We start from the raw sequence: 14,398 nt of genomic DNA on the forward strand, positions 1-14,398 counted from the left end.
AGAATGCGCATATTTTTGCCTTAAATTAATTTCTTATTAATGAATATTACAACTATTTGTATTGGTAAAACCGATGAAAAAGCAATCGAGATGCTTTTACAAAAGTATGAAAATCGATTGCCTTCGCACATCAATTATCAAAGAATTGAAATTCCTGATATCAAAAATCGTAAAAATTTATCCGAAATTCAACAAAAACAGAAAGAAGCTGAACAAATTTTAGGAAAAATTGTTAATACAGATTTTGTTATCATTCTCGACGAAAAAGGAAAACAACCAACTTCTAAGCAATTTGCAGATGATATACAAAATTACATGAATCAATCTGTAAAAAATCTTGTCTTTGTAATTGGTGGTCCTTATGGGTTTGATGAAACTGTTTATAGTAGAGGAAATAAAAAAATGTCGCTATCAAATATGACATTTACACACCAAATGGTTCGTTTATTTTTAACAGAACAAATTTATCGCGGATTTAGTATATTGCAAGGTAAACCTTATCATCATGAATAACGAGAAGAGTACCTATCAAGAACATTTAGAAATAGAAAAACAAAATAATATTCCAAAAAAATTAAGTTTTTCTGCTTTACAAGCACTCTTATTTAGCTTTGTAGCAATTGTTACTTGGCAAATTGTTGGTGGAATAATAACTGTACCAGGATTTTTTTATAAACCTTTAAATCACGTCTTATTACCTTTAGGTTTTTTAGGAGGTACTATTGCTGCTATTGTTATTTTATTAATGTTGACGCAGACAAAAGTTGCTCCTATTATTCAAGATATAAAACGAAAATTTACAATAACGCAAGTCATATTAGCAATTGCTTGCTGGGTTTGTTTTTTACCATTAGTCGAGTTTTTTACTAGCCTAATCCCTACCGATGGACCATTTGAAATCATTTATAAGCTTTTTGAAGAATCTTTTAAAATGATGCTCGACTATAAAATTGCAGGTTTTATAATGGTGTGTATTTTAGCTCCAATTTTCGAAGAAATTATTTTTCGTGGAATTATTTTAAAAGGAATGCTAAACTTTAAAGTTAATCCAATAACAGCAATTCTTATAAATGGTTTTATTTTTGGTTGTGCCCACATGAATCCTTGGCAATTTATTGGTGCAGGATTTCTTGGTGTTATATTTGGATATATCTATTACCGCACAAGATCGCTATTTTTACCAATGCTATTACATTTTTTAAATAATGCGCTTTCTTTCTCTTTTATGATGATTTATGGTGAAGTTGAGGAAGAAGTTTTTCAACCGAGCATCTTTCTTATCGGAGGAATGACAGTTCTAGGAATTGTTGCCATTTATCTATTTTATAAAAACACCAATAAAAACGAACAACTAGAATGGAATTAATTTTTGCTACACATAATCAGAATAAAGTAAAAGAGGTTGCTAAAATGTTGCCTTCTTACTTATCGATGAAATCTTTAACTGATATCAGTTTTCATGATGAGATAGAAGAAACAGGAACTACTTTTGAAGAAAATGCACAATTAAAAGCACAAACAATATTCGAAAAAACTGGTAAAAATATTTTTGCCGATGATTCTGGATTAGTCATAGAAGCTCTTGACGGTGCTCCTGGTGTTTATTCTCATCGATATGCCGGAACTGGACTTGATAAAGATAACATTGCCAAAGCTTTAAAAGAATTAGAAGGAAAAACTAACCGAAATGCTTATTTTATTTCAATTTTCTGTTTAATTTTGAATGAAAAGGAATATTTTTTTGAAGGACGTGTATACGGAACCATTTCTACAGAAGTTTTAGGAGATAATGGATTTGGATACGATCCTATTTTTATTCCAAATGGTTTTTCTAAATCTTTTGCGCAGATGAGCGCCGAAGAAAAAAATGCAATTAGTCATAGAGGAAAAGCTGTACAAGAACTAAATATTTTTTTAACAAACCTGACTAAAGTTTGAGCATAAAATTAACAATATTAGGATTTAATTCAGCATTACCAACTGCTTTCACTCATCCTACCGCACAATTATTAAACATCGCTGAGCGTCATTTTTTGATTGACTGTGGCGAAGGGACACAAGTGCAATTGCGTAAAGCAAAAGCAAAATTTAACCGAATTAATCATATTTTTATTTCTCATTTACATGGTGATCATGTTTTTGGGTTAATTGGTTTAATTTCTACTTTTCAATTATTAGGAAGAGATACAGCTCTGCATATTCATGGACCAAAAGGAATTGAAGAATTTATTACAACACAATTACGTTTAACAGAATCTAATAATTCTTTTGATATTGTTTTTAATGAATTACATACCAAAGAATCTGTTTTAGTTTTTGAAGACGATAAAGTAGAAATTTTTTCTATTCCACTTAATCATCGTGTTTATACAAATGGTTATTTATTTAGAGAAAAAGAAAAGCCTCGAAAATTAAACATGGATACTATCACAGCATTCAATGAGATTGAAGTTTGTGATTATCAAAATTTAAAAAATGGAAAAGATTTCATTTTAAAATCTGGCGAAATTATTTCAAATGATTACTTAACTTTTGATGCTCCAAAATCGTTGAGTTATGCTTTTTGTTCAGACACAAAATATAAACCAGATATTGTTCCTATTATAAAAGATGTTGATGTACTTTATCACGAATCTACATTTCTACATGAACTGAAAGATTTGGCAATTTACACTGGTCATTCTACAGCAAAAGAAGCGGCATTAATTGCAAAAGCTGCAAATGCTAAGAAATTAATTTTAGGACATTTTTCTAATCGTTACCACGATTATAAACCTTTGTTATTAGAAGCACAAGAAGAGTTTCCTAATACTATTTTACCAGAAGTTTTAAAAGAAATTAAGATAAAAGAATAAGCTTAAACGAATTTCGTATTTCGAAATTCGTTTTTTTATTCAAGTAAAATATAATTCTATAAATTATTTAGAGTAACATCTCCAAACTTATAATCATTTTCTATCAAATGCTATTTCTATACTATCTTTATATTTTAGTATATCTCTTTTATTTATCTGCATATAAAGTTCATTATATGGATCTTTATATGAATAATTCTTATTATATAATTCTAAAGAAGTACTTATAAGAAGTTTTGCCTCTTTATATTCTTTAAGTTTAAATAAAAGGGTTGCTTTATAATAATGATGATCTGCTCTTAACGAATCTAATTCTACAGCTTTTGAGTAGCTATTCAGCGCTTCATTATATTTATTACTATTCTCAAGTGCTTTCCCATAGAACATGAAAAATTCTCCTGTATATTGTTTTTTATCGGTTGTATTCAAATATTTCTCATATTCCATTAGAGCATTTTTATAATCCTTATTTGCTGCATAAGAATTACCTAATAATTGATAGATATTAACTCCCCATGGATGATCAATAAAATTAGGAGTTAAACTGTCTAAAGTTTTAAAATCTTTTATAGCTCCATTATAATCTCTTAAATATTCATATTTCAACCAGCCTCTATATCCTAAATACTCTACAGGAGTTAACTCTACTGCTTTATCTAAAAATAAAAAACCTTCATGAAATTTACCTATTTTATTAAAAGCTACGGATCTTTCCATAAAAGCTTTTGAATAAGATGGATATTGTTTATTCAAAATACTAAACAGAAAATCTGAAAAATACATTCCTTGAAAATCTCCTGCTATTTCAAATCTTTCTTCTTTATCTGTAAAAAACAATCCATATACTATAATTGTATTCAAACCTGTAAATACAATTAATAATAAGATTTTAAAAAACATCAATAACTTTCCCATCTTTCACTTTTATTCTTATCAAAAACAGAGCATTAATTTTCTCATTATCTACAGTACCTATTGGCATACGTTTAATTTCTTTCATTGTTGAAAAAATAGTCGTTTTTACAATTTCATCAAGTTTTCTTTTATTAAGATTCTCATCAAAAGCTTCGTAAGTAAAACCATCCATCTCTCCTCTACAATTAATAATAAATCTTACAGAAATAGTTTCAACATTTGGTATAGATACACTTTTTAAATCATTTATAATTTTATCTTTAAAGATGGATGAATCTGTTAAGTAGATGTCAGAAGAATAGTATTTATAAACAGGAGTATCACATAAAAAGCTTTTTTTCTCAATTTTAGAAATGCTTTCATCTCCTAAAAATTTTCATTAAAATTAATTAAAGCAACTTATAAATATTAATAAAAAACATTCACAATAGACTGATATTAAACGTTTAAGTTTAAAATAAGATAAAAACTACATTTAAACGGCTCAAATATCTATATCTTAAAAATCTCATAATAGATATACTCTTTCTAAAACATATAAAACAAAAAAATCCGTTCGAATAATCGAACGGATTTTATTATTTCTTCTAAAAAAAGATTTTTTAGTAAGCAGCGTCTTTAATACGAGCTTTCTTACCACGTAATGCTCTGAAGTAGAAGATACGAGCTCTACGAACTTTACCTTTCTTGTTAACTTCAACTTTTTGTAAAGCTGGCATGTTTACTGGGAAGATACGCTCTACACCAACATCTCCAGACATTTTACGGATTGTGAAAGTTTCTGTAGTTCCTTGTCCTCTTCTTTGGATAACAACACCTTTAAAGAACTGAACACGAGTTTTTCCACCCTCTGTAATTTCTTGGTAAACTGTAATAGTATCACCTGCAGCAAAAGCTGGGAATTCTTTCTTAGCTACGTATTTTTCTTGTACGTATTTTACTAAATTTTCCATTTTAATAATTTCAATTTATTTTTACTGAGCAACTTACACGTCTATCGTCAGAGGTTGAACAATGTGGGTGCAAAATTAATCATTTTTATTAATATTGCAAATCATTATCAGAAAAATCTTAATTTTCTGTAGATATAATTAAAGTTGATCTGACAGCTCAGCCGTAATTGCTTTTAATGCTTTTATACGAGCTTCTTTTTTGTCATCTGTTACAATTTCTATCCATGGAGAACTTTCTGTACTGGTTTTCTCCAACATTGTTGCAATGTAATCGGAATAAACATCCCATAACTCTTGTGCTTTTTCATCCAAAGAACCCAATTTCCATTGTTTTAATTCGTCCTCTTTTCTTTCTTGTAATCGTTGAGCTTGTTCTTCTTTAGAAATTGTAAGAAATAACTTTACTATAATTATTCCATCTTCTTGTAATAATTTTTCTACCTCAACAACTTGCTTCATAAACTTGTCGTACTGTTCTTTTGTACAAAAGTCAAAAACAGGTTCTACTACAGCTCTGTTGTACCAGCTTCTGTCAAAAAAGACAAGTTCTCCTTTATTCGGAAGTCTTTCAAAATAACGTTGAAAATACCACTGTCCTTGCTCTAATTCTGTTGGTTTAGACAAAGCTTCTACTCTATATTTTTTTGGATTAAGATATTCTATTGCTCTAGAAATAGTTCCTCCTTTACCAGCAGCATCTCTCCCTTCGAAAATAATTAATACACGTTTGTTTTGTTTAATTACTTTCAGCTGCAAGTCTAATAACTCTTCTTGTAACTCCTTAAGCTCTTTTTCGTAAGCTAATTGCTCTCTAAACTTTTTCTCTTTTATAATATCATGTTCAACAAGAAAATCAATAATTTCTTGTCTACTACTTATTTTTTCTAAATCATTCAAATCAAATTCAGCCATATTTATTGTTTATTTAGTTTGTACGTTATCATAATGATAATTCCTACTTCGTAATTCTATCTCTATCTTAACCGCAAAGGCGCAAAGCTTACGCAGAGAGAAAAAGAATTTTACTTTATTGAAAAATGAAAAAACTTACATCTTAAAATCTTAAGTCTTACACCTAAATAGTTAATCGTAATTCTTACATCATCTTACATTGCCACAAGTAGTACTATTAATTTTCCTCTTCTAAATTTTGAGGTTTTAAAATTTGATTATCTTTTTCATCATATGGAATCTTATCTAAAATATATTCCATAGCTTCTACTCTAGCTTTATATTTTTTGTTCGCATCTATAATTTTCCAAGGAGCCCAAGTGGTATTTGTTCTTTCAAACATTTTATTTTTATACTCGGAATACACATCAAATAAATCTTGTGCTTTTCTATCTACCGAACTATATTTCCATCTTTTAATAGGAGAATTTATAATATCGTTAAAACGTTTTGCTTGCTGTTCTTTTGTAATAGAGAAGTAAATTTTAATGAGATAAATTCCAGAATTTACCCACATTCTTTCAATATCATTTACTTCATTCATAAACAATTCATACTCATCTTGCGTACAAAAACCATTAACGGGTTCTACAACAGCTCTATTATACCAACTCCTATCAAAAAAAACCATTTCTCCTTCTTGAGGTAATTGATGTACATAACGCTGAAAATACCATTGTCCGCTTTCTGTATCTGTTGGTTTAGGAAGTGCAACAATTTTATATTCTCTCGGATTTAGATGTTCTACAATTCTTCTTATTGCACCACCTTTTCCTGCCGCATCTCTTCCTTCGAAAATAACAACTACTTTTTGTTTATTTTCGGAAATCCAAGCTTGTAATTTTATTAATTCTTCTTGAAGCTCTTCTATTCTCTTCTCGTATTTTACAGTTCTTAATGCTTTTGCAAAGTTTAACTGGTTGTTATCTGAATGCAAAAGACTAATAAGACCTTTTTTAGTTTCGATTAGTTTTAAATCTTTTGGCTTTAATTCCATTTTTTAATCTACTTCAAATTAATGATTATTTTTTTTGACCATACGATAATAACGCTGAATGATATTTGGATCGACCATTAAATCAATATCAGATTCAAATTTTCCTTCATAATTAAACAAAGACAAAACATAACGAATAGACTCTAAACGTGCCAAGTTTTTATCATTTGCATCTACTATTATCCATGGAGAAAAAGAATTGTGCGTTCTAGAAAACATTTGATTGATGTATAATGAAAACTCATCCCAAAGTTCTTGTCCTTTAGCATCCACAGGACTATATTTCCATTTTTTTAATGGATTATTCAATCTCGATTCAAATCTATTTTGTTGTTCTTCTTTCGAAACTGAAAACCAAAGTTTAATAATTTGAGTTCCAGATTCGTATAACATATGTTCAAATTCTGATACTTGTACCATAAATTGCTCATATTGTTTTTCTGTACAAAATCCCATAACAGGCTCTACAACCGCTCTGTTATACCAGCTTCTATCAAAAAAAACAATTTCACCTGCATTTGGTAACTCTTTTATATAACGATTAAAATACCATTGATCTTGCTCTACTACCGTTGGCTTATTAAGCGCTACTACACGCATAGATCGGGGATTAAGATGTTCTCTAAAACGGCGAATAGTACCTCCTTTTCCAGACGCATCTCTTCCTTCGAAAATAATAGCAACTTTCTTTTTTTCTGTAGAAATCCAATTCTGAAGATTCACTAATTGAGATTGTAATTTCAATAATTCAGTTTCATATTCAAATTTCTTTAATACTTTACTGTAAAGTGGATTTTCTTCTTGATTTTCTAGCAAGAAATTATATAATTCTTCTGTGGTTGTAAATGTTGGTATTACTTGTTTTTTCATCTTTATTTCCTAGATTCTAAATCTTTTCTCAAGGTAGAGATTTCCAAAGATAAAGCCAAGATTAATCGTAAAAATTATAATTTTAATCATAAGACAGCTAAATTAGTTTCTGTATTTTTGTAGGATCAATTATTTCATCACATTTTGAAAATCACTTTTCTTATAACGCTTATTCTTTTTGTTGCATTAAGACCATTAATGCCACTTATTGATTATGCTTTAAATTATAAGAAAATAACGACTGAATTATGTGAGAATCTGAACAAACCAGAATTACTTTGTAATGGTTTTTGCTACATAAAAAAAGAAGTTCGTAACGACGATGCTAACTCATCTAAAAATAAGGTTATCAAAAATTTTGTAAAAATTTATGAAGCTATTATTTCTAAAGATCTTGGAACAGAAAATAGTTCTCCGTTTAAAGATTTTATACAATCTTTAAATGATTCTTATCAAAATATTTATAAAAATCAATTCATAAAAATAATTTTTCACCCACCGATTTCTTAAATTAACTGACAGAAAAAAAATAATTAAGTAAAAAAGAATCAAAATGAAAAATTTAAAATATATCGCATCTTTTTCTATTTTAGGATTGATGCTCGTTTCTTGTAATAAAGAAGAAACTAAACAAAAAGATTTTGAAGTAAAACACATTTCTCATGAAGAAATGAAAGCTTCTACAAAATTAAATGTAGCAGTTGTTAACGATTTAGATCCTATTTGTGGGATGAAAACTGCCGATCATTTAAGTGATACAGCAACATACAACGGTAAAGTTTATGGATTCTGCTCTGTAATGTGTAAAGAAGAATTTTTGAAAAATCCTGAAAAACATATTCATGAATAAACAATTAATTGCTGTAGTTGTTATTATAATTGGTGTCATAGGATCTGTTTTTTGGTTAAAAATCAAACCAAAAAATGATTTATATACTGTAATGAAAGTTCCTAGTTTTTCTATGACTAATCAAAACAATGTTACAATTACAGATCGTGATATGCTTGGAAAAGTATATGTTGTTGAATTTTTCTTTACAAGTTGCCCAACTATTTGTCCTATTATGAGTCAGAATTTGCGTGCAGTAGAAGATGAAATTAACAATAATAATCTTGGTTTTATTTCTATAACTATTGATCCTAAAAGAGATACTCATGAAAGATTATTAGAATATGCGAATAAAATTGGTGTAAAAACACCAAATTGGCATCATTTAACTTCTGATAGAGCGTCTATTGAAAAACTTGCAGATCAGTTTAATATCTATGTTGGCAAAGACGAAACAACTGCAGAAGGATTAAACCATAGTGGAAAGTTGGCATTAGTAGATAAAGAAGGAAATATTCGTAGTCGATATGATAAGGCAGGAATACCAATTCTTTTTTACTCTGGATTAAATTACAAAGATCCAGAAGGAAAAGAGCCTTCATTAAATGGAAAGTATCATCCAGAAATTGAACTTCTAAAAGAAGATATAAAAAAGCTATTAGCTGAATAAAAAAATGCTCCTTTATAAAGGAGCATTTTTTTTAACCCGTTTAAAAAGAAAAATAGCTAAATAATTAAAATACAATATTTAAAAGTTTAAACAAGTTCATATTGTGTTTAGTTAAGCTAATTTTTTTATTCTATAATTTCTAATATAGTCACTCATTTTTACAATGTTTTATACTTATTAAACTTGTCGAAACATGATATAAAAGTTGTCGTCATATAAAACTGTTTCATCATCACTTCATCAACTATTTTTATAGAATACTAAATTCTAATCAATTAAATTGATATCATCTTATTTTAAAATTTTCTATATTCCATTAATTAATAAATTAAATAACAACTACTTAAACAAAAAAAAATAATTTAAAAAGAATTAAAACTAATTTATAAAATAGTTAATCAAAAAAGTTATTAACAATATTATTCACATTTATAATCTTTCTCTACATTTGCATAGGTTATAATACGTAAAGAATAATGTCACAAACTGGAATACCATCAGTTAATCTTGCTGATTTTTTATCAGAAGATTTATCAAGAAAACAAAAATTCGTAAACGAAATCGGTAAAGCTTACGAAGAAATTGGATTTGTAGCTTTAAAAGGTCATTTCTTATCCGACGATTTAGTTGAAAATTTATATAAAAGTGTAAGAGAATTTTATTCTTTACCAACAGAAACAAAACAAAATTACATTGTTGAGGGAATTGGTGGACAAAGAGGTTACACTGCATTTGGAAACGAGCATGCAAAAGGAAGAACAGTTGGAGATTTAAAGGAGTTTTGGCATTTTGGTCAATACCTTAGTCAAGAAGACAAAGAAAAATTTAATTATCCTGAAAATGTAAATGTTGAAGAAATTCCAGATTTTAATATTTATGGAGAAGAAACTTTTAAACAATTAGAAAAAACAGGAATTTATGTTTTAAGAGCTTTAGCATTATATTTAGGTTTAGACGAACTTTATTTTGATGACAAAGTAACAAACGGAAATTCTATTTTAAGAGCAATCCATTACCCTCCAATTACAGAAGAACCAAAAGACGCAGTACGTGCAGGAGCTCATGGAGACATTAATTTAATTACATTATTAATGGGAGCTCAAGGAAAAGGTTTACAAGTACAAAAACACGATGGTACTTGGGTAGATGCTATTGCAGAAGAAGACGAATTAGTTATTAATGTTGGAGATATGTTATCTCGTCACACAAATAACAAATTAAAATCTACAATTCACCAAGTTGTTAATCCTGAAAAAGAATTATGGGGAACTTCTCGTTTTTCTATTCCATTCTTTATGCATCCAGTTTCTAATATGGATTTATCTGTTTTAGAAAACTGTATTTCAGAAGAAAATCCAAAACAATTTGAAGATATAACTGCTGGAGATTTTTTAACACAGCGTTTAAGAGAAATCGGTTTAATAAAATAAGCCAATTCTAAATTTAATCTATTATTTCAATAAATAAGAGCCAACTAAGTTGGCTCTTTTATTTTATATTTTACTTAATGACTTTTTATCGAATTTTAAAACCTCGAAGTTTTCATCGAACCAAAATTGATAAAAAATCATATCTTCTTGCATTTTCTTTTTCTCAATCCATACTTTTCGAATTGGTAATATTACCTGAAATTGAAATGTTTTATTTTTTTCAAAATGCTTTACTGCGGCATAATAAATTAAATTATACCACGAGTCAGATGGAGAATAAACACCATAAAAGACTGGAAAAACACTTTCCTTCCCTTCTTTATATACATCTGAAATTTTATAACTATCAATTTCAAATTTCGAAACACATTTATATGGAGTTACTTTTGTGCAAATACTTTTATCATTTACATATTTTACAGAATCTAACTTTAAACCAAACTCATTTAATTCATATGAATTAAATTTATTCACAGTTGGATCTATTACCAATTGCACTTCTTTCTCCTTAGAAATATCATTATAAATAATCTCATATAATTTTCCTCTAATTATATTCGGATTAACTTCCTGAGCTTCAGTAAACAGGGATATTGAAATGAAAAATAAATAAAAAACACACTTCATTTTGGTTATTTTGGTTTAAAATTTGATTATTAACTAACAGAATTTGATTTCTTGTTCAAATTTAATTTTTATCAATTAGATATTCAACTTTTATTTTTTAATGAAAGTAGATTATCAAATTGTTAAAAAATAGTTAAATATAGACTTTATAACATCTACTATAAAGTATTATTGAATTAATGCAATCGGTTGTATTTCAAATACATAACCGACAAATATCTTTATTGATAATTTTTATCTATTGTAGTCATAAATAAAATCTTTTCATATCCTTTTTCAAAACCTAAAAAAAGGTGACATTTGCAGTGTCAAATAATTTATTCATAGATAGTAAGACAAAGAGTAACACGAGTAAAAATGAAATTGAAAAATGAAGTTGAAATCACTCGAACTCTTTTTACTTTTTAGAGTTTTTTATAGTAGTTTAGGTTGGTTAGTAATCCGTTCTTTTAGAACGGATTATTTTTTTTTATACAAAACCTTACAAATAAACACTTTACGTCAAGTTAAATATGTTTTAGTTAAAATTTGCAAACATAATGCAATCGTTATCTTATATCATTAGAAGATATTGTATTTATAAAATCTCTTAAAAGACTAAAGACTTTAGACGAGTAGTCTAAATTAAGATTATTTCTTGTATCGTCTGGTTCATGATAAAAACCTTTTCCTCCTAAAGTATATATAAAAAAAGATGGAACTCCTTTTAAATAAAAAGGACAATGATCGGAATTACACGACTCTCCTCTAATTTTAACTTCCGCTAAATAGTTCTTATTAGCATTTATAGCTGTCAATTTATCAAATTCTTTTTTAAAAACTTTTCCATTAACAACTTGAATCCCTTTTTCTCCTGCTCCCATGATATCTAAATTTACTAAGAATTTAATTTTAGATAATTCAAACAATGGATTCTTCACAAAATAATCTGCACCCAAAAGACCTGCCTCTTCCCCTGCAAAAGCAATAAATACAGTTTTATATTGAGGTCGATGTTTGGAATAGTATTTTGCAAAAGCCAACATCATTGCTACACCACTTGCATTATCACTCGCTCCAGGAAAAACCGTTTCTCCCACTTTTCCTAAATGATCATAATGCGCAGTAATAACAACAATACTATCATTATTTTTTCCGTCTACATACCCAATAAGGTTCTTAGCTTCAAAATTTTCAATAAATTCACTCTTTATCATAAATGAATTAATTTTTAATTGATCAGAATAAAACTTATCTGATATAATAAACTCTGAAGTATTAGCTTGTCGTTGACTTAGACTAGATGTCAATTTCTCTTTTGTGAATCTAAAAATACCTCTATTTATATTTTGTTCTCTTTCATAAATACTAGACCATTGTTTATAATATTGTTTAATAGAATCTACAGTATTTTCTAAAGGAGGTAGAATAATATTTTTTTCAAAATTAAGTTGATGATCGTTTACAATAAAATCTCTTGTTTTATTTTTAGATTGAAAAGATTCTGTATAAGCAGTAGTATCAAAAAAAGAATAGTCCAAACCAACATCTGAAACCGATTGCGCATTCGGTTTAACAATATAATCAATTCCATATTTTAATTCTAGTCCATTTATTTTTAATTCAGCATTTTGAATAACATTAATTGGATAAGTAAATTTCTGTTCATAATCGGTAGAAAAAGATTGTAGTTTATTTTTCTTGAATTCTTTTTGCAAATACAAGGCAGATTTACTCATTCCATTGTCAACATATCCTCTACCAGCATAGTAATCAGAAGTTAATGAGTTTATTATTCTTTCAAAATACTTTTGTTTAAACTTCTGTGCTTTTACAACAAATAAACAGCTACTAAAAATTACTAAAAAGGATAATAATTTTACCTTCAACATTTTTGAATCGTTTTAGTTTTTAAAAATCATCATTTCAAATATAATTATCATTTTATTAATAAAAACTATATTTCATAATAAAATATCTAAAATAAGCCCCTAACCATTGAATATTAATAGAAATTAATTCCGGAATAAAATTCCTATCTTGCAGTAAGTCATTAATAAAAAACAAATCACAAAATAAATGAAAGAAGTAGTTATCGTTTCGGCTGTACGCACAGCAATGGGATCATTTTTGGGTAGTTTATCTACTATACCAGCAACTGATTTAGGTGCTACAGCGATAAAAGGAGCTTTGGAAAAAATTAACCTAGATGGATCTTTAGTAGATGAGGTTTATATGGGAAATGTTTTACAAGCCGGAGAAGGACAAGCTCCAGCTAAACAAGCTATGTTAAAAGCTGGTTTACCACAAACTATTCCTGCAACAACAGTAAACAAAGTATGTGCTTCTGGTATGAAGGCTGTTATGTTTGCAACACAAGCTATCCGCCTAGGCGATGCTGAAGTTGTAATAGCAGGTGGAATGGAAAATATGTCAATGGTTCCTTTTTATTCTCCAAATGCAAGAACAGGAAATAAATATGGAAACACAGTATTACTAGATGGAATTGTAAATGATGGTTTACAAGATTATTATAGTAAAGAAATGATGGGAACATTTGGTGATAGTTGTGCAACAGAATTCAATATATCTCGTGAAGAACAAGATGAATTCGCAATTAATTCTTATAAAAAATCTGCTGCTGCTTGGCAAGCTGGAAAATTTAATAATGAAGTTGTTCCTGTTGAAATTCCTCAAAGAAAAGGTGATCCAGTTATCTTTAAAGAAGACGAAGAATATAAAAATGTAAGCTTTGATAAAGTTCCTACTTTAAGAGCTGTTTTTACAAAAGATGGTACTGTAACAGCTGCAAATGCTTCTACAATAAATGATGGTGCTTCTGCATTAGTTTTAATGTCATTAGATAAAGCAAATGAATTAGGATTAAAACCTTTAGCTAAAATTACAGCGTATGCGGATGCTTCACAAGAGCCTTCTAAATTTACAACGACACCATCTAAAGCTGTTGAAAAATTATTAAAGAAAGCAAATAAAACGACTGCTGATGTTGATTTTTGGGAATTTAACGAAGCATTCTCTGTTGTTGGAATTGCTAATACAAAATTATTAAACTTAAATCCAGAGAAAGTTAATGTAAATGGTGGAGCCGTTTCTATTGGACATCCACTAGGAAATTCTGGATCTAGAATTTTAGTAACATTACTTAATGTTTTAGAGCAAAACAATGGTAAAATTGGTTGTGCTGCTATATGTAATGGTGGTGGTGGAGCATCTGCAATGTTAATTGAGAAATTATAAGCAGATTAAGTTTAAAAGTAATAAAATCGTAATCCATTAAATTACAAATTATTATTTAATTAAT

General features: G+C 28.2%; 17 protein-coding genes. 9 read left to right on the forward strand and 8 right to left on the reverse strand.

All coding sequences use genetic code 11. The annotated features are described in order from the left end of the window. Positions 1 to 39 precede the first annotated feature (39 nt). From rlmH to BUA86_RS13440, 4 genes are read left to right on the forward strand one after another with little or no spacing between them, the layout of a single operon-like run. The gene (gene rlmH / locus BUA86_RS13425; protein WP_072933500.1) at positions 40 to 513 is read left to right on the forward strand and encodes a 23S rRNA (pseudouridine(1915)-N(3))-methyltransferase RlmH; all 474 of its coding nucleotides are present in this window, start codon (positions 40 to 42) and stop codon (positions 511 to 513) included. Continuing rightward, a complete protein-coding gene (locus BUA86_RS13430; RefSeq protein WP_072933502.1) occupies positions 506 to 1,366 on the forward strand; it encodes a CPBP family intramembrane glutamic endopeptidase in 861 nt (286 codons plus the stop codon). The genes rlmH and BUA86_RS13430 overlap by 8 nt, the downstream gene beginning before the upstream one ends. Further along, the gene (rdgB, locus tag BUA86_RS13435; RefSeq protein WP_072933504.1) at positions 1,357 to 1,938 is read left to right on the forward strand and encodes an RdgB/HAM1 family non-canonical purine NTP pyrophosphatase; all 582 of its coding nucleotides are present in this window, start codon (positions 1,357 to 1,359) and stop codon (positions 1,936 to 1,938) included. The genes BUA86_RS13430 and rdgB overlap by 10 nt, the downstream gene beginning before the upstream one ends. Then, positions 1,935 to 2,855 (forward strand): ribonuclease Z, encoded by a 921-nt coding sequence (locus tag BUA86_RS13440; protein ID WP_072933506.1) that lies wholly within the window; start codon positions 1,935 to 1,937, stop codon positions 2,853 to 2,855. The genes rdgB and BUA86_RS13440 overlap by 4 nt, the downstream gene beginning before the upstream one ends. Positions 2,856 to 2,948: 93 nt before the next feature. On the opposite strand, the gene BUA86_RS13445 is transcribed toward BUA86_RS13440, so the two are convergent. The 6 genes from BUA86_RS13445 to ppk2 (BUA86_RS13470) form a co-directional block, all read right to left on the reverse strand. Then, complete coding sequence (locus tag BUA86_RS13445; protein WP_143147334.1) at positions 2,949 to 3,770, reverse strand: tetratricopeptide repeat protein; 822 nt, start codon at positions 3,768 to 3,770, stop codon at positions 2,949 to 2,951. Beyond that, positions 3,745 to 3,942: a hypothetical protein gene (locus BUA86_RS13450; protein ID WP_072933510.1), complete on the reverse strand. Its 198-nt coding sequence runs from the start codon at positions 3,940 to 3,942 to the stop codon at positions 3,745 to 3,747. The genes BUA86_RS13445 and BUA86_RS13450 overlap by 26 nt, the downstream gene beginning before the upstream one ends. 430 nt (positions 3,943 to 4,372) lie before the next feature. After that, the gene (gene rplS, locus BUA86_RS13455) at positions 4,373 to 4,723 is read right to left on the reverse strand and encodes a 50S ribosomal protein L19 (RefSeq protein WP_072933511.1); all 351 of its coding nucleotides are present in this window, start codon (positions 4,721 to 4,723) and stop codon (positions 4,373 to 4,375) included. A 138-nt stretch (positions 4,724 to 4,861) separates the two neighbouring features. Further along, on the reverse strand, positions 4,862 to 5,635 hold the full coding sequence (gene ppk2 / locus BUA86_RS13460) for a polyphosphate kinase 2 (protein ID WP_072933513.1): 774 nt from the start codon (positions 5,633 to 5,635) through the stop codon (positions 4,862 to 4,864). Between the two features lie 217 nt (positions 5,636 to 5,852). Further along, positions 5,853 to 6,671, reverse strand: coding sequence for a polyphosphate kinase 2 (gene ppk2, locus BUA86_RS13465; protein WP_072933515.1), 819 nt, complete (start codon positions 6,669 to 6,671; stop codon positions 5,853 to 5,855). An 18-nt stretch (positions 6,672 to 6,689) separates the two neighbouring features. Beyond that, the gene (ppk2, locus tag BUA86_RS13470) at positions 6,690 to 7,541 is read right to left on the reverse strand and encodes a polyphosphate kinase 2 (RefSeq protein WP_072933517.1); all 852 of its coding nucleotides are present in this window, start codon (positions 7,539 to 7,541) and stop codon (positions 6,690 to 6,692) included. Between the two features lie 144 nt (positions 7,542 to 7,685). On the opposite strand from ppk2 (BUA86_RS13470), the gene BUA86_RS13475 reads away from it, so the two are divergent. The 4 genes from BUA86_RS13475 (at position 7,686) to BUA86_RS13490 (ending at position 10,470) form a co-directional block, all read left to right on the forward strand. Continuing rightward, positions 7,686 to 8,051: a hypothetical protein gene (locus tag BUA86_RS13475; RefSeq protein WP_143147335.1), complete on the forward strand. Its 366-nt coding sequence runs from the start codon at positions 7,686 to 7,688 to the stop codon at positions 8,049 to 8,051. A gap of 43 nt (positions 8,052 to 8,094) precedes the next feature. Beyond that, positions 8,095 to 8,391 carry a YHS domain-containing protein gene (locus BUA86_RS13480; protein WP_072933521.1) on the forward strand — a complete coding sequence of 99 codons (297 nt, stop codon included), beginning with the start codon at positions 8,095 to 8,097 and terminating at the stop codon, positions 8,389 to 8,391. Continuing rightward, positions 8,384 to 9,040, forward strand: a complete 657-nt coding sequence (locus tag BUA86_RS13485) for an SCO family protein (protein ID WP_072933523.1) — start codon at positions 8,384 to 8,386, stop codon at positions 9,038 to 9,040. The genes BUA86_RS13480 and BUA86_RS13485 overlap by 8 nt, the downstream gene beginning before the upstream one ends. Positions 9,041 to 9,516: 476 nt before the next feature. Further along, a complete protein-coding gene (locus BUA86_RS13490; RefSeq protein ID WP_072933525.1) occupies positions 9,517 to 10,470 on the forward strand; it encodes an isopenicillin N synthase family dioxygenase in 954 nt (317 codons plus the stop codon). 63 nt (positions 10,471 to 10,533) lie between these two features. Here the strand turns inward: BUA86_RS13490 and BUA86_RS13495 are convergent, their stop codons facing one another. Together BUA86_RS13495 and BUA86_RS13500 are read right to left on the reverse strand one after the other, a co-directional pair. After that, on the reverse strand, positions 10,534 to 11,097 hold the full coding sequence (locus tag BUA86_RS13495; RefSeq protein WP_072933527.1) for a hypothetical protein: 564 nt from the start codon (positions 11,095 to 11,097) through the stop codon (positions 10,534 to 10,536). A gap of 548 nt (positions 11,098 to 11,645) precedes the next feature. Next, positions 11,646 to 12,968: a M28 family metallopeptidase gene (locus BUA86_RS13500; protein WP_083580380.1), complete on the reverse strand. Its 1,323-nt coding sequence runs from the start codon at positions 12,966 to 12,968 to the stop codon at positions 11,646 to 11,648. A 187-nt stretch (positions 12,969 to 13,155) separates the two neighbouring features. Here BUA86_RS13500 and BUA86_RS13505 point away from each other — a divergent pair, with 187 nt between their 5' ends. Continuing rightward, on the forward strand, positions 13,156 to 14,334 hold the full coding sequence (locus BUA86_RS13505) for a thiolase family protein (RefSeq protein WP_072933529.1): 1,179 nt from the start codon (positions 13,156 to 13,158) through the stop codon (positions 14,332 to 14,334). The last annotated feature ends 64 nt before the right edge of the window (positions 14,335 to 14,398 follow it).

It is taken from the genome of Chishuiella changwenlii (assembly GCF_900142565.1).
Lineage (GTDB): Bacteria > Bacteroidota > Bacteroidia > Flavobacteriales > Weeksellaceae > Empedobacter > Empedobacter changwenlii.

Coding starts and splice junctions, on each gene's coding strand:
- BUA86_RS13445 (WP_143147334.1), bottom strand. CDS start 3,770: ATGGGAAAGTTATTGATGTTTTTTAAAATCTTATTATTAATTGTATTT.
- BUA86_RS13505 (WP_072933529.1), top strand. CDS start 13,156: ATGAAAGAAGTAGTTATCGTTTCGGCTGTACGCACAGCAATGGGATCA.
- BUA86_RS13450 (WP_072933510.1), bottom strand. CDS start 3,942: ATGGATGGTTTTACTTACGAAGCTTTTGATGAGAATCTTAATAAAAGA.
- rplS (WP_072933511.1), bottom strand. CDS start 4,723: ATGGAAAATTTAGTAAAATACGTACAAGAAAAATACGTAGCTAAGAAA.
- BUA86_RS13490 (WP_072933525.1), top strand. CDS start 9,517: ATGTCACAAACTGGAATACCATCAGTTAATCTTGCTGATTTTTTATCA.
- rlmH (WP_072933500.1), top strand. CDS start 40: ATGAATATTACAACTATTTGTATTGGTAAAACCGATGAAAAAGCAATC.
- BUA86_RS13495 (WP_072933527.1), bottom strand. CDS start 11,097: ATGAAGTGTGTTTTTTATTTATTTTTCATTTCAATATCCCTGTTTACT.
- ppk2 (WP_072933515.1), bottom strand. CDS start 6,671: ATGGAATTAAAGCCAAAAGATTTAAAACTAATCGAAACTAAAAAAGGT.
- BUA86_RS13480 (WP_072933521.1), top strand. CDS start 8,095: ATGAAAAATTTAAAATATATCGCATCTTTTTCTATTTTAGGATTGATG.
- BUA86_RS13500 (WP_083580380.1), bottom strand. CDS start 12,968: ATGTTGAAGGTAAAATTATTATCCTTTTTAGTAATTTTTAGTAGCTGT.
- BUA86_RS13485 (WP_072933523.1), top strand. CDS start 8,384: ATGAATAAACAATTAATTGCTGTAGTTGTTATTATAATTGGTGTCATA.
- BUA86_RS13430 (WP_072933502.1), top strand. CDS start 506: ATGAATAACGAGAAGAGTACCTATCAAGAACATTTAGAAATAGAAAAA.
- rdgB (WP_072933504.1), top strand. CDS start 1,357: ATGGAATTAATTTTTGCTACACATAATCAGAATAAAGTAAAAGAGGTT.
- ppk2 (WP_072933513.1), bottom strand. CDS start 5,635: ATGGCTGAATTTGATTTGAATGATTTAGAAAAAATAAGTAGTAGACAA.
- ppk2 (WP_072933517.1), bottom strand. CDS start 7,541: ATGAAAAAACAAGTAATACCAACATTTACAACCACAGAAGAATTATAT.